Here is a 20110-nt window from a genome sequence, read left to right on the forward strand (position 1 = left end):
GGCACCACCCAGACCCCCGCGTCCACCGTCGCGGGACCCGCCACCGAAGGGAAGTGACGAGCATGATCCGCGTGCTCATCGCCGACGACAGCCGGGTGATGCGGCAGATCGTGATCCGCACGCTGCGCCAGGCCGGCTACGACTGGGACGTCCGCGAGGCGTCCGACGGCCAGGAGGCCCTCGAGGCCGTGCGGGCCGACGAGCCCGACGTCATCCTGTCCGACTGGAACATGCCGAACCTGACGGGCATCGACCTGCTGCGCGCCCTGCGCGCCGAGGGGTTCGGCACCCCGCTCGGGTTCGTGACCTCCGAGGGCTCCGAGGAGATGCGCACCACGGCCGAGGAGGCCGGCGCGCTGTTCCTCATCGCCAAGCCGTTCACCGCGGACACCTTCCGCGAGGCGATCGACCCGGTGCTGGCATGAGCGACGCCACGCCGCTGCCCGCGGCCATGGAGGTGCGCGAGCACTGGGAGGGCCTGGTCGGGCGGGACATCACCGTCACGACCGGCGGCCCGATGGTCGACCCGGTGCTGAACGGCGGGGCGCTGGTCGGCGTCTACGTCGACAAGCTCATGAAGCTGTCCGCGCTCGTGCTGTTCGACCTGCCGCTCGCCGCCCACCTGGGCGCGTCGATCGCGCTGGTCCCGGCCCGCACCGCGCAGACCGCCGTCGAGGAGGAGCAGCTGCCCTCGGCCCTGGCCGAGAACGCCGGCGAGATCCTCAACGTCACCGCCGCGCTGTTCAACGTCGGCGACGCCCCGCACCTCAAGCTGGACAAGTGGTACGCCCCGCGCGAGCCGCTGCCGGCCGACGTGGCGCAGTGGGTGCTGGCGTACGTGCGCCGGCTCGACCTGGAGGTCGAGGTGTCCGGCTACGGCAAGGGCACGGCGTCGGTGCTGGTCATCTGACACCTCCCGCCGCGACGCGGCCCGGGTCCGGCGACGGGCCCGGGCCGTCGCGTGTTCCGGGCCGGTGAACGCTTCCCGGACACCGGCGACCGAGGGGTCACCCGTCCGCCATACTTCCCCCCATGTCCACCACCTCCCCGCGGGCGACCGCTCCGGCGTCCGCCGCGCCGAAGAACGCGGTCGACCGGTTCTTCAAGATCTCCGAGCGCGGGTCGACCATCGGCACCGAGATCCGCGGCGGTCTCGTCACCTTCTTCACGATGAGCTACATCATCGTGCTGAACCCGCTCATCCTCGGGACCGTCCAGGACGGCTCCGGCAACTTCCTGGGCGGCGGCTCCGAGCCGAACATCCCGATGATCGCCGCGACCACCGCCCTGGTCGCAGGCGTCATGTCGATCCTCATGGGCGTCGTGGCCAACTTCCCGCTGGCGCTCGCCGCGGGCCTCGGCCTCAACGCCGTCGTCGCGTACTCGATCGCCTCGCTGCCCGACATGACCTGGGCCGACGCGATGGGCATCGTGGTGCTCGAGGGCCTGATCATCCTCGTCCTGGTGCTCACCGGGTTCCGGGAGGCCGTGTTCCGCGCGGTCCCCATGGAGCTCAAGACCGCGATCAGCGTCGGCATCGGCCTGTTCATCGCGTTCATCGGGCTGTTCGACGCCGGCTTCGTGCGCATCCCGTTCAGCCAGGCGACGCCGGTCGAGCTGGGCATCGGCGGCTCGCTGGGCTCCTGGCCGCTGCTGGTGTTCGTCGTCGGCCTGTTCCTCGCGATCATCCTGATGGCCCGCAAGGTGCACGGCGCGATCCTCATCGCCATCGCCACCTCGACGGTGCTGGCGATCGTCGTGGAGGCCGTCGGCAACCTCGGCGAGCGCTCGGCCGACAACCCCGACGGCTGGTCGCTGGCCGTCCCGGCCGTGCCGGACTCCGTCGTCGCCGCGCCGGACTTCTCGCTGCTGGGGCAGTTCTCGCTGTTCGGCTCGATCGAGAAGATCGGGGTCGTCGCGGTGATCCTGCTCGTGTTCTCGGTGATGATCGCCGACTTCTTCGACACGATGGGCACGATGGTCGCCGTCGGCGGCGAGGCGGGCCTGCTCGACAAGGAGGGCAACCCGCCCCGCACCCGGCAGATCCTGGTCGTGGACTCGATCGCCGCGGCCGCGGGCGGCGCCGCCTCGGTGTCGTCGAACACCTCGTACGTCGAGTCCGCCGCGGGCGTCGGCGACGGCGCGCGCACCGGCCTGGCGTCGGTCACGACCGGCGTCGCGTTCCTGCTCGCGACCTTCCTCGCGCCGCTGGTCGGCATGGTGCCGTTCGAGGCGGCCACCCCGGCGCTGGTCGTCGTCGGCTTCCTCATGGTCATGCAGGTGTCCGGGATCGACTGGAAGAACTTCGAGGTCGCGGTCCCGGCGTTCCTGACGATCGTCCTGATGCCGTTCTCGTACTCGATCACGGTCGGCATCGGCGCGGGCGTCATCTCGTTCGTCGTGCTGAAGCTGGCGCTCGGCAAGGTGCGCAAGGTGCACCCCCTCATGTGGGTCGCCGCGGCGCTGTTCGTCGTGTACTTCCTCATCGGCCCGATCAAGTCCTGGCTGGGCGTCTGACCAGCCGCGTCTCACCCTGACCGCGCCCGCCCGGACCTCGCGTCCGGGCGGGCGTCGTCGTGGGTGGGGGCTCGGTGGGGCCCGGCGGTAGGTGGCGGGCCGCGGTAGGTTCACACACGTCCTCCGCGATCTGACAAAGGGTTCCCCATGCGCGTCTCCGTCATCGGCTGCGGCTACCTCGGCGCGGTGCACGCCGCGAGCATGGCGAAGCTCGGGCACACCGTGGTCGGGGTCGACGTGGACGCCGCGAAGGTCGCCCTGCTCGCCTCGGGCACCGCGCCGTTCTTCGAGCCGGGCCTGCCGGAGCTGCTGGCCGAGGTCGGCGGCGACGGGCGCCTCGTGTTCGACACCGACATGGCCGCGGTCGCCGGCGCGACCGTGCACTTCCTGTGCGTCGGCACCCCGCAGAAGCACGGCGAGTTCCGCGCCGACCTCACCTACGTCGAGGACGCGTTCGCGGCGCTGCTGCCGCACCTGCAGCCGGGCGACCTGGTCGTCGGCAAGTCGACCGTCCCGGTGGGGACCGCCGAGGCGCTGGCGGAGCGGCTCGAGGGCACCGGCGCCACGCTGGTGTGGAACCCGGAGTTCCTGCGCGAGGGCTTCGCCGTGCAGGACACGCTGCACCCCGACCGCCTCGTCTACGGCCTGCCGGCCGACGAGGACGGCACCCCGACCGCCGAGGGCGAGCGGGCCCGTGGGGTCCTCGACGAGGTGTACGCCGCGCCGCTCGCGGACCACACGCCGCTCGTGGTCACCGACTACGCGACCGCCCAGCTGGTGAAGGTCGCGGCCAACAGCTTCCTGGCGACCAAGATCTCGTTCATCAACGCGATGGCCGAGCTGTGCGAGGCGACCGGTGCGGACGTCACCCGGCTCGCGGACGCCATCGGGTACGACGACCGGATCGGGCGGCGGTTCCTCAACGCGGGGCTCGGGTTCGGCGGCGGCTGCCTGCCCAAGGACATCCGGGCGTTCATGGCGCGCGCGGGCGAGCTCGGCGTCGACCAGGCCCTGTCCTTCCTCCGGGAGGTCGACGCGATCAACATGCGGCGGCGGGTGCGGATGGTGGACCTGGCCCGCGAGGTGTGCGACGGCTCGATCGTCGGCCGGCGGATCGCGGTGCTGGGCGCGGCGTTCAAGCCGGACTCGGACGACATCCGGGACTCGCCCGCGCTGTCGGTCGCCGCGCAGATGCAGCTGCAGGGCGCGCAGGTCGTGGTGACCGACCCGCAGGCGGTGGAGAACGCGCGGCGCGCGTGGCCCGGGCTCGCGTTCGCGGCGACGGTCGAGGAGGCGGTCGCGGGCGCGGACGTGGTGCTGCTGGCGACGGAGTGGGCGGAGTACCGCGCGCTGGACCCGGTGGCGCTGGGCGCCCTGGTCGCGCGCCGGGCCGTCCTGGACGGCCGCAACGTCCTCGACCCACGCGCGTGGCGCGCCGCGGGCTGGACCTACCGCGCCCTGGGCCGCCCCTGACCCGCGCGCTCCTCCGCGCCCGCCCCTGCTTGCCGCCTCCCGTTCGCCGAGATGGCAACTCTCGGCTCTGCGAGGACCCTCGGGTGCAGCCGAGAGTTGCCATCTCGGCGGGGGTCATCGGCGGAGGGCGCGACGGACCCACGTGACGGGTCGGTCGGGGTGGCGGAGCACGTCGTCGGCGGTGCAGCTGATCACGCGCCAGCCGAGCGACTCCAGCGCGGCGCGGCGCGTCCCGTCGCGCAACCACGTACGGCGGTCCGTCCGGTGGACGTCCCCGTCGTACTCGATCGCGACGCGCTCCTCCTCGTACGACAGGTCGGGCATCGCGACGACCTGTCCGTCGGTGTCGCGGACGAGGGCGTTGACTGACGGGGCAGGAAGGCCGCCGTCCGTCAGGGTCCAGCGCAGCCGCGTCTCCATGGACGAGTCCGTGCCGGCGCGTGCGTGGACGAGCGCATTGCGCAGCCGGCGGACACCGCGGGCGCCCGCCGGCAGGGCCGAGACGGCGCGCTCCAGGTGCTCGGGTCGGCACAGCGGGGTCCGGCGGCGCATGAGGGCGTCCGCGGCGACCACGAGCTCGCGCGGAGGGACCGCGGTCGCGAGCTGAATCCACGCGGCCTCGGGGAGCGTGACACGCACGCCGAGGGGCAACCGGAGGAAGGGGACACCGGTCGACGATCGGCGATGGCCGACCAGGCCTCGCCGACGAGGAAGCGACCGGCCCGGGCCCACCTCGACGTGGAGGTCGCCCGTCGCGTCGACGTCGAACGGCAGGTCGGCGCCGAGGAGGGCGAACGCGGTGCCGTGGCAGAACACCGCGTCCGGAGGGAGCACCGGCGCGAACTCCTGGCACCGCGCCAGGACGTCGCTCGCAGCGGGTGCGGGACCAGCAGCACGCACGGAGGGGGTGGGGACGCGAAGGCCGGCGCGGCGCAGCGCGTCCTCGGGAGTGCCGGCGGCGAGGCCGTCCGTGACCGTGAACGGCCCGCGACGCAGGACGGCCGGAAGCGTGCGCGGGGGACGGGGCATGTCAGCCACGGTGCCCTCTCGCGGACTGGCGCCGCACCCCTCGCCCGGCCGCCTGTGGACAGATGCCTGCCCCTCGCGCCCGACCCTTCGCCGAGATGGCAACTCTCGGCTGTGTCTGCGCCCCCTCGTGCAGCCGAGAGTTGCCATCTCGGCGAGGACGGCCCGGGCGAGGGGCGAGCCGGTTTTGTTAGCGAAGGTAATGACGTAAGGTAACTGTTATGACCAGCGACAGCCCCGGGGAGCTCGCGGGGGACCTGCGGGTCGCGCTCGCCAAGTCGACGCGACGGATCCGCTCGCGGCGCGGCGGCGCCGACCTGCCCGACCCGCAGTTCAACGTGCTCGCGATCCTGCTGCGGGAGGGCCCGCTCAGCCCGGGCGCGCTCGCCGACGCCGAGCACGTGCAGCCGCCCTCCATGACCCGCACCGTGAACGCGCTGGTGGAGCTGGGCTTCGTGCAGAAGTCCGAGCACCCGACCGACGGGCGCCAGGTCGTCGTGAGCCTGACCGCGCCGGGGGAGGCCGAGGTCCGCGAGACCCGCCGCCGCCGCGACGCGTGGCTCGCCGCCCAGCTCGACACCCTGACCGACGACGAACGCCGGACCCTCGCGCAGGCCGCCGTGCTGCTGCGCCGGATCGCGGCAGGATGAGGCCGCCCGCATGAACTCGACGTTCGCGTCGCTCCGCTACTTCAACTACCGGCTGTGGTTCGCCGGCGCGCTCGTCGCGAACGTCGGCACCTGGATGCAGCGCGTCGCCCAGGACTGGCTCGTCCTGACCGACCTGTCCGACGACTCCGGCCTCGCGGTCGGCATCACGACGGCCCTGCAGTTCGCCCCGACGCTGCTGCTGTCCGCGTGGGCGGGCGTGCTCGCCGACCGGGTCAACCGCCGCAAGCTGCTGATGATCACGCAGGGCGCCCAGGGCGTGCTCGCATTCGGGCTGGGTGCGCTGGTGCTGTCCGGGCACGCGCAGCTGTGGCACGTCTACCTGTTCGCGCTGGCGCTCGGGGCGGTCGCGGCGCTCGACCAGCCCGTGCGGCAGACGTTCGTGGCGGAGCTGGTGCCCGCGAACCGGCTGTCGAACGCGGTCGGCCTCAACAGCACGTCCTTCAACGCCGCCCGCCTGATCGGCCCGGGCGTCGCGGGTCTCGCGATCGCGGCGGTCGGCACCGGCTGGGTGTTCGTCATCAACGGGGTGTCGTTCGCGGCGACGATCCTGGCGCTGATGCTGATGCGGACCGGTGAGCTGCACACCATGCCGGTCGCCCCGCGCGCGAAGGGCCAGATCCGGGAGGGCATCCGGTACGTCCGGGGGCGCAGCGACATCCTCGTGATCATGGCGGTCATCGGCGTCGTCTCGACGTTCGGCCTGAACTTCCAGATGACCAGCGCGCTCATGGCCCGGGCGGAGTTCGGCAAGGGCGCGGGGGAGTACGGGATCCTCGGCTCGGTGCTGGCGATCGGCTCGCTGGCCGGCGCGCTGCTGGCGGCCCGGCGCGAGCGGCCCCGGGTGCGGCTGGTGATCGGCGCGGCGTTCGCGTTCGGGGTCGCGACGGGCGTCCAGGCGCTCATGCCGACCTACGTGTCCTGCGCGGTGGCGTGCATCCCGGTCGGCCTGGCCTCGCTGACGATGATGACGGCCGCGAACACGACCATCCAGATGTCGACCGACCCGGTGGTGCGCGGCCGGGTGATGTCGCTCTACATGATCGTCATGCTCGGGGCGACGCCCATCGGGTCGCCGATCGTCGGCTGGATCGGGGAGCACTTCGGCCCGCGCTGGTCGATCGGCATCGGCTCCATCACGGCGCTGCTGGTGTCGGTCGCGGCGGCGCTGTGGGCGCGGAAGCGCTGGCAGGTGCAGGTGCGGTACCGGCTCCTCAGCCGCCCGCACCTCGAGGTGCTGCACCCGGAGGTCCCGGCACCGCGGCGCGGGGTCGACCAGGTGGCGGCGCGCGAGGCGGCGGACGCGGCGCTGTAGCCGCCCGCGGCTCCGCGCCGTCCCGAGCGGGTGAACCCGCGCCCGACCCCTTGCCCGATTTGTCCGATATGTGACGATCGACGGATGGCAGTCCGACGACGGGTGCTCCTCGCGGTGGCGACGCTGCTCGCGGGCGCGCTCCTGCTCGGCGGCTGGCTGGCGTTCCGGGTCTACCAGGCGGGCACGGCCCTGCGGGACCTGCAGGCCGCGGCGGACGGCGCCCGCGGGGAGGCCGACGCGCTCGACGTGCCGGCGCTCGAGGCCCGGCTGCCCGGGGCGCAGGACGCCGCCGCCCGCGCCGCCGACGCGGTGGACGACCCGGTGTGGCGGCTCGCCGAGCACCTCCCGCTCCTCGGCGACGACCTCCGGGCCGTGGCCGTCGTGGCGACCGCCGCCGACCGGCTCGCCCACGACGCCGCGCCCGACCTGCTGACCGCCCTCGGCGCGGTGGTCGACACGGGCGCGCAGCCCGCGAAGGCCGTGCCCGCCGGCTGGGTCGACCTGGCCCCGGTCGCCACCGCCGCCCCGGCCGCCGCGCGGGCCGCGACGGTGGTCGACACGCTGCGCGCGGAGCTCGCGACGATCGACCCCGACCGGCTCGTCGGCCCGGTCGCGGGCCCGGTCGCGCAGCTGCAGGCCGCGCTCGACGGGGCGTCCGGGTCGTTGCAGGCGGTCGGCGAGGTCGCCGCCGTGCTGCCCGACCTGCTCGGCGCGGACGGCCCGCGCACCTACCTGCTGCTGTCGCTCAACCCGGCGGAGCTGCGGGCGCAGGGCGGCATCGTCGGCGCGGTCGCCGTGCTCCAGGTCGCGGACGGCGCGGTCGGGCTGGTCGGCCAGCGCAGCACCGTCGACCTGCCGGAGCTCGCCGCGCCCGCGCTGCCGCTGTCCGACGCCGAGGCCGCGCTGTACGGCGACCGGCCGGGGCGCTGGGTGCAGGACTCCGTGCTCGTCCCCGACTTCCCGCGGGCCGCGGCGCTCGCGGCCGCCTTCTGGCAGCGGTCGACGGGCCAGGTGGTCGACGGCGTCATCGCGACCGACCCGGTCGTGGTGGCCGACCTGCTGTCCGCGACCGGGCGCACGGTGCAGGCCGACGGCGAGGAGCTGGGTGGGGACACCCTGCTGCAGGCGCTGCTGCGCGACGCGTACCTGGCGTACGGCGACCCGCGGTGGGGCGACGCGTTCTACGCGCAGGTGGCGACGGCGGCGTTCGCGGTGCTGCGCGACGCGGCCGCCGACCCGGCGACCGCGCGGGTGGCGGGTCAGACCCTGCTCGACGCGGTGGACGAGCGCCGGGTGGCGCTGTGGACCGCCGATCCCGCGGACCAGACCGTCCTCGCGCGCACCCCGCTCGGCGGCGCGTTCCTCACCGGCGACGCCGCGACGCCCACGGGGCGGGTCGGCGGCGCGCTCGGGGTGTTCCTCGACGACGCCACCGCCGGCAAGCTCGACTACGACCTCACCACGACGGTCACCGTGACGATGGAGGGCTGCGGCACCGCCGAGCCGACGGCCCGGGTGGACCTCGCGCTCGACTACCGGCCGCCGGCCGACGTGGCGGGCTACCCGGCGCAGGTGCTGGGCGACGGCCGGTCGGGGGTGCCCGCGGGCTGGCTGGCGACCAACGTGTCGTTCTGGTCGCCGCGCGACGGCCGGGTGGGTCCCGTGTCCCGCGACGGGGTCGTGGTCGGCGGGCAGCAGGCGTCCGCCGCGCGGCGGGACGTGGCGGTGCTGACGTCCCGGCTCGCGCCCGGGTCCGCGGAGACGCACAGCGTGCGCGTCCCCCGCGCCCGGCGGGGCGCTGACGGTGTGGACGACGCCGACGCTCACAGGGCCGGGCGTGGTGACGGGGGAGTGCCCGGCCGGCTGACGCGCCCGGGGCCGAGGGGCGCGCGTCGTGCCGCGGTCGGCCCCCGCCATCGGTCCGCGGTGCGCTCGGTGCTGCGCTCGGCACCGCCCCGCGCCCGCCCGCGCCCGCCCCGCGCCGTCGCCCGTCGGCGTGATTTCACCCGCCGCCCTTTCGCCGCCCCGGCGGCACCCCGCGGCCCCGCCGTCCGGGCCTCCGCGCAGGTCAGGCCGCCCGTCGACGCGTCGAGCCGCCCCTGACCCCGCGACATCCGCGTGATGACGCGGAACTTCCACCCCCTGGCGGCCGCGCGGCCCCGCCCGACGCGTGCCTACCATGACCGAAATGTCCGATTTGTACGAATCGGGCCCGAGTCCGGCAACGACGCCGGGCGCCCGGTCCTTGGGGGAGCACATGGCACACCGGCGACGCATCCTGATCGGCCTGGTCGCGGCGGCCGCCGCCGTCCTGGGCCCGGTCGCCCCGGCGCTCGCGGCGCCCACGGCCCCCGCCGTCGCGGCCCCGGCCGCCCCGGTCCCCGCGGTGCCGATCGGCGACTGCGAGACCCCGACCGACGTCCCCGCCGACGGCTACGCCCCGCCCACCCGGTGCGAGCTCGGCATCGCCCGCGCGGAGGCGGTGTGCCTCGCGTCGGCGCCCGCGCTGTCCTACGCGGTCGAGCCCGTCGGCACGTCCAGCTCGACCGTGACGATCACCTGGCACAACCCCGGCGGCGAGGACCTGGTGCAGTCCGGGCTGCCGCTGAGCGGGCAGGTGTACTGGCCGGGGACCGTCGTCGTGGACGGCGTGGTCGTCGACTGGCCGGGCTGGACGCAGCTGCCGGACGGGTCGTGGACCGAGCACGACGCGTACGACTACAGCCGGCCGCAGATCGAGGTGACCTTCGAGGTCAACCCGAGCGCCTCGACGGTGGTCTCGTACCCGCCGGCCTCCGCGGTGTGCGCGAACCCGCCGCAGCAGCAGGTCGCGGGCGTGGTCGTCACGTCGGACGTGCTCGCCGCACCCGAGGACGTGCAGGCGGCCTCGGCGGTGCTCGCGGTCACCGGCGCGGACGCGACGCCGCTGCTGCTCGCGGCGGGCCTGCTCCTGCTGGTCGGCGGGGTGCTGGTCGCGATCCCGGTGCGCCGCCGGCACCACGAGGGCTGACGCGGGCGGGAGGGCGCCGGGGCCGGCCCGGCGCCCTCCGCCGCGGCCGGGTCAGACCAGGCGGTCGACCACGTGGTCGAGGCAGGCCGTGAGCGCGAGCACGTCGTCCGGCTCCACCGCGGGGAACATCGCGACCCGGAGCTGGTTCCGCCCGAGCTTCCGGTACGGCTCGACGTCGACGATGCCGTGCGCACGGAGGATCTTCGCGACGGTCGGTGCCTCGATCTCGGGGGCCAGGTCGATCGTGCCGACGACGGGCGAGCGCTGCTCCGGGTCGGCGACGAACGGCGACGCCCAGTCGCGGGCCTCGGCCCAGCCGTAGAGGTGGCCGGCGGAGGTCGCGGTCCGCTCGGCGCACCACGCCAGGCCGCCGTTCGCGAGCATCCAGTCGACCTGCTCGGCCAGCAGCACGAGCGTCGCGAGCGCCGGGGTGTTGAGCGTCTGGTCCGCGCGCGAGTTCTGCACGGCGGTCGTGAGCGACAGGAACTCCGGCACCCAGCGGCCCGACGACTCGACCCGGGCGGCGCGGTCCACGGCGGCGGGGGACAGCACCGCGAGCCACAGGCCGCCGTCGGAGGCGAACGACTTCTGCGGCGCGAAGTAGTACGCGTCCGTCTGCGACACGTCCACGGCGAGCCCGCCGGCGCCCGAGGTCGCGTCGACGAGCACCAGGGCGCCCTGGTCGGCCGAGCCCGGCACCCGGCGGACCGGGGCCACGGCGCCGGTCGACGTCTCGTTGTGCGGCCAGGCGTACGCGTCCACGCCCTCGGCGAGGGCCGGGACCGCCGACGTCCCCGGGGCGACCGACGTCAGCACCGGCTCGTCGAGGAACGGCGCGCGCGCCGCGGCGGCGGCGAACTTCGAGCCGAACTCCCCGAACACCGCGTGCGCGGACCGGCGCTCGACCAGGCAGAGCGTCGCGAGGTCCCAGAAGGCCGTCGACCCGCCGTTGCCGAGCGCGACCTCGTAGCCGTCGGGCAGCGAGAACAGCTCGCCGAGCCCGGCGCGCACCCGGCCGACGAGGTGCTTCACCGGCGGCTGGCGGTGCGACGTGCCGAGCAGGGTGCGCCCGGCGGCGGCCAGCGCGCGCACCTGCGCGTCGCGCACCTTGGCGGGGCCGGAGCCGAACCGTCCGTCGGCGGGCAGCAGGTGGTCCGGGATGGTCACGGCGGGCGGCGTGGTCGCGGTCACGAGCCGCACGATACCCAGGCGCGTCCGCGCGGGGCCGGAGCCGACTAGCCTGTGGACGGACGTCCGCGCACGACAGGAGGGCACCGGCGTGAGTGACCTGATCGACACGACCGAGATGTATCTGAAGACGATCTACGAGCTCACCGAGGAGGGCATCACCCCGCTGCGCGCCCGCATCGCCGAGCGCCTCGGGCACAGCGGCCCCACGGTGTCGCAGACCGTCGCCCGGATGGAGCGCGACGGGCTCCTGGTCGTGTCCGGCGACCGGCACCTCGAGCTGACCGAGACCGGCCAGAGCAAGGCCATGCGGGTGATGCGCAAGCACCGCCTGGCCGAGCGCCTGCTGACCGACGTCATCGGGCTCGACTGGGAGTACGTGCACGAGGAGGCGTGCCGCTGGGAGCACGTCATGAGCGAGCGCGTGGAGCGGCGCCTGGCCGGGCTGCTCGACCACCCGCACTTCGACCCGTACGGCAACCCGATCCCGGGCCTCGACGAGATCGGCGAGGAGCGCACCCCCGTCGGGTTCCTCGACGGCGTCGCCCCGGTGGTCGCGGTGGCGGTCGAGGCCGGCGGCGCGACGAAGGGCGTCGTGGCCCGGATCGGCGAGCCGATCCAGACCGACGTCGAGCTGCTCGCGCGGCTGTCCCAGGCCGGCGTCCGGCCCGGGAACGAGATCGCGGTGGAGAAGACCGGCAACACCGTGACGGTCGGCGCCCCGGGCGCGGAGACCGTCCTGGACCTGCCGCAGGAGGTCGCGCGGCACGTGTCCCTCCGCACCTCCTGACCGACGTCCCCGAGGGCCCCGTGGGTTGTGGCGCACGCCACCCGCGGGGCCCTCGTGCGTCGGTGACCTGCTGGGCGATGTGAGCGTTCTCCCGGAGCCGGGAAACAGCCCGTGACCGGAACGTGACAATCGGCTCGGGGGTCGGGTACCTTCGGTCCTGCTCGTCGGAACCCTCCTCCGTGCGAGCCCTTGGACGGTACGCCGAGCCCTGCCGCCGCCCGAGGTTCCGTACACACTTCGCCGGCAGGGGCGGGGGAACCACATGCGGGCACCGGAGACGGTGTCCTTGGGGTGAAGCCGCGTGACGCGACCGGGTGACCGGGAGCGGATCGCGGCCGGGTATCTCCGACCCGAACCCGACAGCTCACCTCGTAGGCGCCAGGAGAGGCTGTACGTGACCGCTAGTGCTGTGCGCGCTCGACACCGTTCCGCGCGTCGCCCCGTCACCCCCCTGACCGATCTCGCCACCGCCGCCACGGGCACGCTCGCCCTGGCCGGTCGCCGCACCGCCGTCGTCGCGGCCACCACGGGGCTCATGGTCTCCGCGGTCGCCGTCCCGGCCGCCAGCGCCGCGACCGCCTCCGGCGACCAGGCCGCGCTGCCGTCGGTCGACACCGCCGCCCTGACGGCCTCGGCGAAGACGGTCCTCGAGACCGCGCCGGTCGTCACGGCCCCCGCGGACGCCGCGTGGTCGTTCGAGACCCCGGCCGTCACGGCCGTCGTCCCGGAGCCCGAGCCCGAGCCGGAGCCGGTGCGCACCACCACCTCCCGCTCGGCGCAGCGCGCCACGGTCGAGACCGCCGCCGCGACCGAGGTCGCCGCCGCCGCGGTCCCGCAGTCGGTCGCCGGCAACGCCGTGCTCGAGGTCGCCGCCCGCTACGTGGGCGTCCCGTACGTCTCCGGCGGCACCACCCCGGCCGGCTTCGACTGCTCCGGCTTCGTGTCCTACGTCTACGCGCAGCTCGGCATCTCCCTGCCGCGCACGTCGTCCGCGATCAAGGCGGCCGGCACCGTGATCTCCGCGTCCGAGGCCCAGCCCGGCGACCTGATCTGGAGCCCCGGCCACATCTCGATCTACGCCGGCGGCGACCAGCAGATCGACTCGCCCCGCCCGGGCAAGACGATCCAGTTCCGCAGCATCTGGCAGAGCAACCCGACGTTCATCCGCATCGGCTGACACGCTCCGCAGCCTCTCCCGACCCGACCCCCACGGCCCGCGCGGCCGTGGGGGTCGCGTCGTCCCCGGGCCGCGCGGCCGCGCCGGGCGCCGGGCCGGCGACGTGACGTGCGGCACAAACGATGGGGTCACTCCGGCCAGGTGCGCGTACCCTGCTCTTGCTTGCCTCCCCCAGCGGGCCCGCCAGCCAGGCGGGTCCCCGAGGACCCAGGAGTGACGCCGTGCTGCTGCTGCCCGCCCCACCCAGGACGCTGCTCCTGAACGCCAGCCTCGAGCCCCTCTGCGTCGTCGGCCTGCCCCGCGCCGTGACGCTCGTGATGTCCGGCAAGGCCACCGTGCTCGAGTCCGACGGCCGCGTGCTGCACTCCGAGCACGTCGCGGTGCCCCTGCCGGTCGTGCTGTCGCTGACCCGCTACGTGCACGTGCCGATGCGCCGACCGCTGCCGCCCACCCGCCGGACGGTGCTGCAGCGCGACGACCACCGGTGCGCGTACTGCGGCGCGCACGCCGACACGGTCGACCACGTGCACCCGCGCTCGCGCGGCGGGCGGCACGAGTGGGGCAACGTCGTCGCGGCCTGCCGCCGGTGCAACCACCGCAAGGCCGACCACCTCCTGCATGAGATCGGCTGGGAGCTCGCCTGGACGCCGTCCGCCCCCCGGGGCGCGACGGCGTTCCTGCACGGGGCGGCGGTCGACGAGCCGGCCTGGTCGCCCTACCTGGCCGCCTGACGCGCCGCGCCGCTCGCCCCGTCGCCCCAAGCCTCCGTCAAGCCCACGCCACGCCGGACCCCACGGCGAGTGCGGAACGGGCATGATCGGGGGCACACTGGGACGTGCACCGAAGGAGGTCGTGGCGATGAAGCGGGACGCGGAGATCCTGGTCGGCGTGGACGGGTCGGCGGCGAGCATGCACGCCCTCGACTGGGCCGCGGCGGAGGCCCGGACGCGGGGCCGGACGCTGCACGTCGTGTGCTCGTACACGCTGCCGTCGTTCACGGCGGCGTCGCTGGACGGCGGGTACGCCGCCCTGGACGACACCGCCATCCAGCAGGGCGCGCGCGCCGTGCTGTCCGAGGCGCGGCAGCGCGCGGAGGCGCCGGGCCTCGAGGTGGTCACGACCGTCGCGACCGGCGACGCCGCGGCCGTGCTCGTCGAGATGTCCCGGGACGCGTCGCTCGCCGTCGTCGGCACCCGGGGCAAGGGCGGGTTCGCCGACCGGCTGCTCGGCACCGTGTCCTCCACGCTGCCCGCGCACGCCTACTGCCCGACCGTGGTGGTCCCGCTGCGCGACCAGCGCCGCGGCGGGGTCGTCCCGGCCGACGAGTCGACCCCGGTCGTGCGGCCGGTGCGACGGATGATCGTGGGCGTCGACGGCAGCCCGCAGGCCGACCTCGCCCTGCGGCACGCGATCGACGAGGCGGAGGCGTGGGGCGCCGAGCTCACCGCGGTCGCCGGCGTGCCCGTCGGCAGCGGCTCCGGGGTCATGGCGTGGCTGCCGGCGACGATCGACCAGACCCAGGTGCTGGCGGACGTCACCGAGGGGCTGAACGTGGTCGTGGACCGCGCGCTGGCCGACCGGCCCGGGACGACCGTCAAGCGGGTCGTCCTCGACGGCACCGGCGCCGAGCTGCTGACCGAGTTCTCCACGGCCACCGACCTCATCGTCGTCGGGTCGCGCGGCCGCGGCGGGTTCGCCGGGCTGCTGCTCGGGTCCACCAGCCAGGCGGTGCTGCACCACGCCGCGTGCCCGGTGATGGTCGTGACGAACCGGTGCCAGGAGCGGATGGCCGCGGCGGGCGGCGGGTCGGCGGAGCAGGCCGCGGGCTGAGGTGCGGGGCCGGCCGGGCGCGGGGCCGGTCCGGGCGGGCACCCGGGCCGGGTCAGGCCGGGGGCGGGGGGACGTCCGGGCGGCGGACGAGCGCCGACAGGACGATGGTCGACCGCGTCCGCGCGACGAACGGCTCGGCCGCGAGGCGCTCGACCACCTGCTCGAGGTGCCGCATGTCCCGCGCGCGCACCTGGACCACGAGGTCGACGTCGCCGGTGACGGTGCTCGCCGCGACGACCTCGGGGTAGCGCTCGACGCCCGCCCGCATCGTCGCGGGGCTGGTCGAGCCGTGGCAGAACAGCTCGATGAACGCCTCCGTCTCCCAGCCGAGCGCGGCCGGGTCGAGCAGCACCGTGAACCCCCGCACGACGCCGCGCTCCCGCAACCGGTCGACCCGGCGCTTCACCGCGGGCGCGGACAGGGCGACCACGTGCCCGATGTCGGCGTACGACGCCCGGGCGTCGACGGCGAGCTCGCGGAGGATCGCCTCGTCGATGGGGTCGAGGTCGCCGGGACGGGTGGGGGGCACGGGCCCATCCTCGCGCACGGCGCGCGCCGCGGTGGGCACGTGCCGGCCCGGGGCGCGGCCGCGTCGCGGGGCCGGCGGGGGCGCGGGACCGGAGCCGCGACCGCCGCGGACGGGTCCCGGCGCGGATGAGCCCGGGGGCGGGCGGGTGACGGCCACCCGGGTGGCCGGTTCACCCGTGCGGGGGACCTGGAGCGCCTGACCTGCGGGTTCACGACGAGGCGGGGGTGAACGCCGAGGCCGGGCGTTCAGCGCCCCCCGCGGGGAGTCGATGGGAGCGGGGACAGGGGGGCCCAGCGACCGCACCGAGGAAGGACCAGTCATGCCGGTGACCGGCAGACGCCCGGACCCCACGACGCCGGACCCCACGACGCCGCCGCCCGCCCGCTCCGCCGCGGAGCCGCGCCCGCGCGACGAGGACCTGCGTCGTGAGGCCGCGCCCGGCACGATCCCGACGCAGCGCACGCGCGCGGCGGCGACCGCGCGCGCGGCGACCGCGGTGCTCGACGCGCCGCCCGCTCCGGCGGTCCCCGTGCTCGACGCCCCTCCCGCCGAGGTCCCTGCCGCCCGTGCGCCGTTCGCGCTCGGCGCGCCCGGTCGCCCCGCGGCCCGGACGGCCCGCGGTGCCCGCCCCGGCACCGCCCGCGGCCGCGCGGTCGCCGTCACCGCGCTCTCCCTCGCCCTGGTCGGCGGGGTCGCCGCCGGCGTGGTCCTGCAGCTGCGCGCCGACGCACGCGCCACCGCGTGGGCACATGCCCGGGAGCGCGTGGCGGTCGAGTACGCGGCGCAGCTCGCGGACGAGGCGTTCTTCGCCGATGCCCGCGCCGCGCAGGCGACGGCCCGGTACGACGCGCTCGTGGCGGACGCGGTGCGGGACGCGGGCGCCGTCGTGACCGCCGCGCGCACCGCGGCGGACGCGTCCCCGCACGCCGGCGACGCCGCCCTCGCCGCCCTGCGCACCGCGGCCGACGTCGCGCAGCGTGCCGCCGACGGCACCGGCACCGGCGTGAGCCCGGCCGCCCTCGCCGCGGCCACCGCCTCGGTCGCCGCGCCGCAGCAGGCCGCGGTCGACGCCGAGGCCGCCTGGCAGGCCGCGGAGGCCGCCCGGATCGCGGCCGAGCGCGCCGCGGCCGAGCGGGCCGCCGCGGAGGCCGCCCAGCGTGCCGCCGCCCAGCGGTCCGCGTCGCCGCGCTCCACCACCGCCCGGTCGAACCGGGCCGCCGCCCCGGCGTCCTCCGGAGGCGGGGCGTCCGCACCCGCCGCGGCCGCCCCCGCCGCGTCCGCCTGGGCGCCGGGCGTCTCCTCCTACGGGGTCGGCGGGCTCGGCGCGGCGCTCAACGCCGCCCGTGCCGCGAACGGGCTGCCGGCGCTCTCGGTGTCGGGCTCGTCGTCGCTGGCGAACCACGCGGCCGCGATGGCCGCGGCCGGCAGCATCTGGCACTCCGGCAGCGACCACATCGTGGGGTGGGTGCAGCCCGCGAGCGACAGCCAGATGATCGCGGCGTACATGAACTCGCCGAGCCACCGCGCGTGGATCCTCAAGGAGGGCAGGTCGTCGGTGTCGATCGGCGCCGTGACGATCGACGGCCGGCTCTACACCGCGATGCGGTTCTCCTGACCGCGGGCGCGCGCCCCGGCATCGGGGCGCGCCGCCCGGGTCAGCGCAGCGCCTGCGTCAGGCGGTCGAGCGCCAGGTCCAGGTCGTCGGCCTCCACCACGAGCGGTGGGGCCAGCCGGATCGTCGACCCGTGGGTGTCCTTGGCGAGCACGCCCAGGCCGAGCAGCCGCTCGCAGAGCTCCCGTCCGGTCATCCGGGCCGGGTCGACGTCGAGGCCGGCCCACAGGCCGACGCCCCGGCTGCCGACGAGCAGGCCCGTGTCGACCAGCGTCGCCAGCCGCTCGTGCAGGTGGGCGCCGAGCGTGCGGGCCCGTTCCTGGAACGTGCCGGGCCGCAGCAGGTCGACGACCGCGATCCCGACCGCGCACGCGAGCGGGTTCCCGCCGAAGGTCGACCCGTGGGTGCCGGCCGTCAGCACGCCCAGCACGTCCGGCCGCCCGACGACCGCGGACACGGGGAGCACCCCGCCGCCGAGCGCCTTGCCCAGCGTCACCAGGTCGGCGCGGACCCCCCAGAGCTCGAGCGCGAACGTCGTGCCGGTGCGGCCGAGCCCTGACTGGATCTCGTCGGCGATCAGCAGCACGTCGGCGTCGTCGCAGATCGCCCGCACGGCGGGCCAGTAGCCCGCGGGCGGCACGACGACGCCCTGCTCGCCCTGGATCGGCTCGAGCAGCACGGCGACCGTCGTCTCGTCGACCGCGTCCCGCAGCGCCTCGGCGTCTCCGAACGGCACGACCCGGAAGCCGGGGGTGTGCGGGGCGAACCCGTCGCGCGCCTCGGGGTCGGTGGAGAACGACACGATCGTCGTCGTGCGGCCGTGGAAGTTCCCGGCGGCCACGACGATCGTCGCGCGCTCCGGCGCCACGCCGCGGACGTCGTAGCCCCACTTCCGGGCGGCCTTGATCGCGGTCTCGACGGCCTCGGCGCCCGTGTTCATCGGCAGCACCATCGGCTGCGGGTGCGGCGCGCCGGCGACGCCCGCCACCACCGGCCGCGCCAGGTCGGACAGCGCCTCGGCGAACGGGTGCAGCAGGTCGTGGTCGAACGCCCGGGACGACAGCGTCAGCCGGTCGAGCTGCGCCTGGGCGGCCCCGATCAGCGCGGGGTGCCGGTGCCCGAAGTTCAGCGCCGAGTACCCGGCGAGCAGGTCGAGGTACGTCCGGCCCTCGGTGTCGCGGACCCACGCCCCCTCGCCGGTCGTCAGCGTGACGGGCAGCGGGTGGTAGTTCGGCGCGAGCGGGCCGGCGGCGGCGCGCTCGGCGTCCCGGCTGGGGATCGTGGCGGTCATGGCGGTCACCTTCCGGCCGGGGCGGGGCCGGCCGGGGGACCCCGGCCGGCCGAGGGGGGTCAGCGCGCGGGACGGATCTCCAGCGTGCAGCACTTGGCCCCGCCGCCGCCCTTGAGCAGCTCGCTGGTGTCGACGGGGATCGGGCGGAAGCCGCGGTCGGTCAGCTGGGCGGCCAGGGCGGTCGCGCCGGGGGCGACGACGACGTTCAGGCCGTCGCTCACCGCGTTGAGGCCGAGGCACGCGGCGTCGGCCTCGGAGGCGATGACGGCGTCGGGGTAGCGGCGCTCCAGCTCGGCGCGCGAGGCGTCCGAGAAGGCCGGCGGGTAGTAGGCGACCTGCTCGCGGCCGGCCGTCGAGTCGAGCACGGCCAGCGCGGTGTCCAGGTGGTAGTAGTGCGCGTCGACGAGCTCCAGCGTCACGACCTCGCGGCCGGTGACCTTCGCGAGCTCGTCGTGCGAGGCGCGGTCGGTGCGGAAGCCGGTGCCGGCCAGCAGCACGTCGCCGACGCCGAGGATGTCGCCCTCGCCCTCGTTGACCTGCTCGGCGGTGTGCGTGACGTAGCCGTGGTCGGCGAACCACTTCTCGTACGCCGGGCCCTCGGGCTGCCGCTCGGGGTACCGGAACTTCGCGGAGTACACGAGGCCGTCGACGATCGTCGCGCCGTTGGCGGCGTAGACCATGTCCGGCAGGCCCGGGATCGGGTCGATCGTCTCGACCGTGTGGCCGAGGGACTCGAAGGTGTCCTTGAGCACCGTCCACTGCTGCACCGCGAGGCCCGCGTCCGTGTACCGCGTCGAGTCCATCCACGGGTTGATCTCGTAGGAGACCGTGTAGAACGTCGGCTCGCACATCAGGTAGTGGCGGCGGGTCTGCTGCGGGGTCGCGGGCATGGTGCTCCTCGAGGTGTCCGGGGACGGCGTGGTCGGACGTCGGGCCGCCTCGTCGGGGCGCGTCCGGGCAAGCCTACGAGCCGCCCGAGCGGAGCATCATGGCGCGACGTTGCGCAGCCACCACCGGTTCGTTGCGCGATGAAGCCTTCAGGCGGCGGTTCGTTGCGTGCCACCCTCGGCCTCGCGCACGGCGCGGTCCAGGACGAGCCGCAGCATCGCGTCGACGAGCAGTGCGCCGAGCCAGCGCGTCGCCCCCGGCGGCAGACCGCGCAGGTGGACGGACTCGCTCCAGGTGACGCGGGCCGACGAGCCGGCCGCCTCGACCTCGATCCGCGCGGTGCCGAGCAGCACCGGGCCGAGCTTCTGGAACACCGCCACGCCGGGCACGGCGCCGAGCGGGCGCTCGTAGCGCTCGATCCGCATCCGGTCGACCAGGCCGGGCCCGCCGCGGCGCGCGGTCGGGCCGCTCACCGCGAGGATCTCGTCGCCGACCTCGGGGGCCGTGCGGCCGGGCCAGCGCTCCCAGCCGGGACCCGCGGCCTCGTCGCCCGGGCGCGTCAGGTCGACCCGGGTCAGCGGGACCCACCGGGTGTGGTGCCGGGCGTCGGCGACGAGGTCCCAGGCGCGCTCGGCGTCCAGGGGCAGCACGCGGGACGCGCGCGCCCACGGCGTGCGGTCCCGGTCTCGCGTGATCATCGTCGCCCTCGTCCCCGGTCGGTGCGTCGCGGACGGGGTGGGGCCACTCGCCCCGCGTCGGCCCCGGGCGCGTCCCGACATCGTCCCCTCTGGGATCG

The 20110-nt window shown here is 75.7% G+C and carries 19 protein-coding genes and 1 riboswitch; of the genes, 13 read left to right on the forward strand and 6 right to left on the reverse strand.

Translation table 11 applies throughout. From position 1 onward, the window contains the following. Positions 1-62 precede the first annotated feature (62 nt). The 4 genes from FKM96_RS12845 (at position 63) to FKM96_RS12860 (ending at position 3990) form a co-directional block, all read left to right on the forward strand. A complete protein-coding gene (locus FKM96_RS12845; RefSeq protein WP_147797104.1) occupies positions 63-425 on the forward strand; it encodes a response regulator in 363 nt (120 codons plus the stop codon). Continuing rightward, complete coding sequence (locus FKM96_RS12850; protein WP_147795566.1) at positions 422-910, forward strand: hypothetical protein; 489 nt, start codon at positions 422-424, stop codon at positions 908-910. Before FKM96_RS12845 ends, FKM96_RS12850 begins: the two co-directional genes overlap by 4 nt. Positions 911-1032: 122 nt before the next feature. After that, positions 1033-2517: an NCS2 family permease gene (locus FKM96_RS12855; RefSeq protein WP_147795567.1), complete on the forward strand. Its 1485-nt coding sequence runs from the start codon at positions 1033-1035 to the stop codon at positions 2515-2517. Positions 2518-2664: 147 nt separating this feature from the next. Further along, the gene (locus FKM96_RS12860; protein ID WP_147795568.1) at positions 2665-3990 is read left to right on the forward strand and encodes a UDP-glucose/GDP-mannose dehydrogenase family protein; all 1326 of its coding nucleotides are present in this window, start codon (positions 2665-2667) and stop codon (positions 3988-3990) included. 114 nt (positions 3991-4104) lie between these two features. Here the strand turns inward: FKM96_RS12860 and FKM96_RS12865 are convergent, their stop codons facing one another. Next, entirely contained in the window at positions 4105-5019 is a 915-nt protein-coding gene (locus tag FKM96_RS12865; protein WP_147795569.1) for an endonuclease domain-containing protein, read from the reverse strand. Between the two features lie 218 nt (positions 5020-5237). Here FKM96_RS12865 and FKM96_RS12870 point away from each other — a divergent pair, with 218 nt between their 5' ends. The 4 genes from FKM96_RS12870 (at position 5238) to FKM96_RS12885 (ending at position 10009) form a co-directional block, all read left to right on the forward strand. Continuing rightward, a complete protein-coding gene (locus FKM96_RS12870) occupies positions 5238-5666 on the forward strand; it encodes a MarR family winged helix-turn-helix transcriptional regulator (protein WP_147795570.1) in 429 nt (142 codons plus the stop codon). A 10-nt stretch (positions 5667-5676) separates the two neighbouring features. Next, complete coding sequence (locus FKM96_RS12875; RefSeq protein ID WP_147795571.1) at positions 5677-6999, forward strand: MFS transporter; 1323 nt, start codon at positions 5677-5679, stop codon at positions 6997-6999. Positions 7000-7083: 84 nt separating this feature from the next. Then, positions 7084-9102 carry a DUF4012 domain-containing protein gene (locus tag FKM96_RS12880; RefSeq protein WP_147795572.1) on the forward strand — a complete coding sequence of 673 codons (2019 nt, stop codon included), beginning with the start codon at positions 7084-7086 and terminating at the stop codon, positions 9100-9102. A 154-nt stretch (positions 9103-9256) separates the two neighbouring features. Continuing rightward, positions 9257-10009, forward strand: a complete 753-nt coding sequence (locus tag FKM96_RS12885; protein WP_147795573.1) for an LPXTG cell wall anchor domain-containing protein — start codon at positions 9257-9259, stop codon at positions 10007-10009. Positions 10010-10060: 51 nt separating this feature from the next. On the opposite strand, the gene serC is transcribed toward FKM96_RS12885, so the two are convergent. After that, entirely contained in the window at positions 10061-11200 is a 1140-nt protein-coding gene (gene serC, locus FKM96_RS12890; protein ID WP_246854967.1) for a phosphoserine transaminase, read from the reverse strand. Positions 11201-11288: 88 nt separating this feature from the next. Between serC and FKM96_RS12895 the strand changes: the two genes are divergently transcribed. From FKM96_RS12895 to FKM96_RS12910, 4 genes are all read left to right on the forward strand, one after another. After that, positions 11289-11987: a metal-dependent transcriptional regulator gene (locus FKM96_RS12895; protein WP_147795574.1), complete on the forward strand. Its 699-nt coding sequence runs from the start codon at positions 11289-11291 to the stop codon at positions 11985-11987. Positions 11988-12210: 223 nt separating this feature from the next. Then, positions 12211-12379: riboswitch (cyclic di-AMP (ydaO/yuaA leader) on the forward strand. Positions 12380-12381: 2 nt separating this feature from the next. Beyond that, a complete protein-coding gene (locus FKM96_RS12900) occupies positions 12382-13164 on the forward strand; it encodes a C40 family peptidase (protein ID WP_147795575.1) in 783 nt (260 codons plus the stop codon). Between the two features lie 221 nt (positions 13165-13385). Further along, entirely contained in the window at positions 13386-13895 is a 510-nt protein-coding gene (locus FKM96_RS12905; RefSeq protein WP_246854968.1) for an HNH endonuclease, read from the forward strand. A 127-nt stretch (positions 13896-14022) separates the two neighbouring features. Then, on the forward strand, positions 14023-14994 hold the full coding sequence (locus FKM96_RS12910) for a universal stress protein (protein ID WP_147797106.1): 972 nt from the start codon (positions 14023-14025) through the stop codon (positions 14992-14994). A 52-nt stretch (positions 14995-15046) separates the two neighbouring features. Here FKM96_RS12910 and FKM96_RS12915 read toward each other — a convergent pair whose 3' ends face one another. Then, the gene (locus FKM96_RS12915; protein ID WP_147795577.1) at positions 15047-15523 is read right to left on the reverse strand and encodes an Lrp/AsnC family transcriptional regulator; all 477 of its coding nucleotides are present in this window, start codon (positions 15521-15523) and stop codon (positions 15047-15049) included. Positions 15524-15848: 325 nt separating this feature from the next. On the opposite strand from FKM96_RS12915, the gene FKM96_RS12925 reads away from it, so the two are divergent. Further along, on the forward strand, positions 15849-17138 hold the full coding sequence (locus FKM96_RS12925; protein ID WP_147795579.1) for a hypothetical protein: 1290 nt from the start codon (positions 15849-15851) through the stop codon (positions 17136-17138). A gap of 40 nt (positions 17139-17178) precedes the next feature. Here FKM96_RS12925 and rocD read toward each other — a convergent pair whose 3' ends face one another. The 3 genes from rocD to FKM96_RS12940 form a co-directional block, all read right to left on the reverse strand. Continuing rightward, a complete protein-coding gene (rocD, locus tag FKM96_RS12930) occupies positions 17179-18426 on the reverse strand; it encodes an ornithine--oxo-acid transaminase (RefSeq protein WP_147795580.1) in 1248 nt (415 codons plus the stop codon). Between the two features lie 59 nt (positions 18427-18485). After that, positions 18486-19316: a dimethylargininase gene (gene ddaH, locus FKM96_RS12935; RefSeq protein ID WP_147795581.1), complete on the reverse strand. Its 831-nt coding sequence runs from the start codon at positions 19314-19316 to the stop codon at positions 18486-18488. A 147-nt stretch (positions 19317-19463) separates the two neighbouring features. Next, the gene (locus tag FKM96_RS12940; protein WP_147795582.1) at positions 19464-20012 is read right to left on the reverse strand and encodes an SRPBCC family protein; all 549 of its coding nucleotides are present in this window, start codon (positions 20010-20012) and stop codon (positions 19464-19466) included. Between the last annotated feature and the right edge of the window lie 98 nt (positions 20013-20110).

The sequence above is a fragment of the Cellulomonas sp. Y8 genome (genome assembly GCF_008033115.1).
Classification (GTDB): Bacteria; Actinomycetota; Actinomycetes; order Actinomycetales; family Cellulomonadaceae; genus Cellulomonas.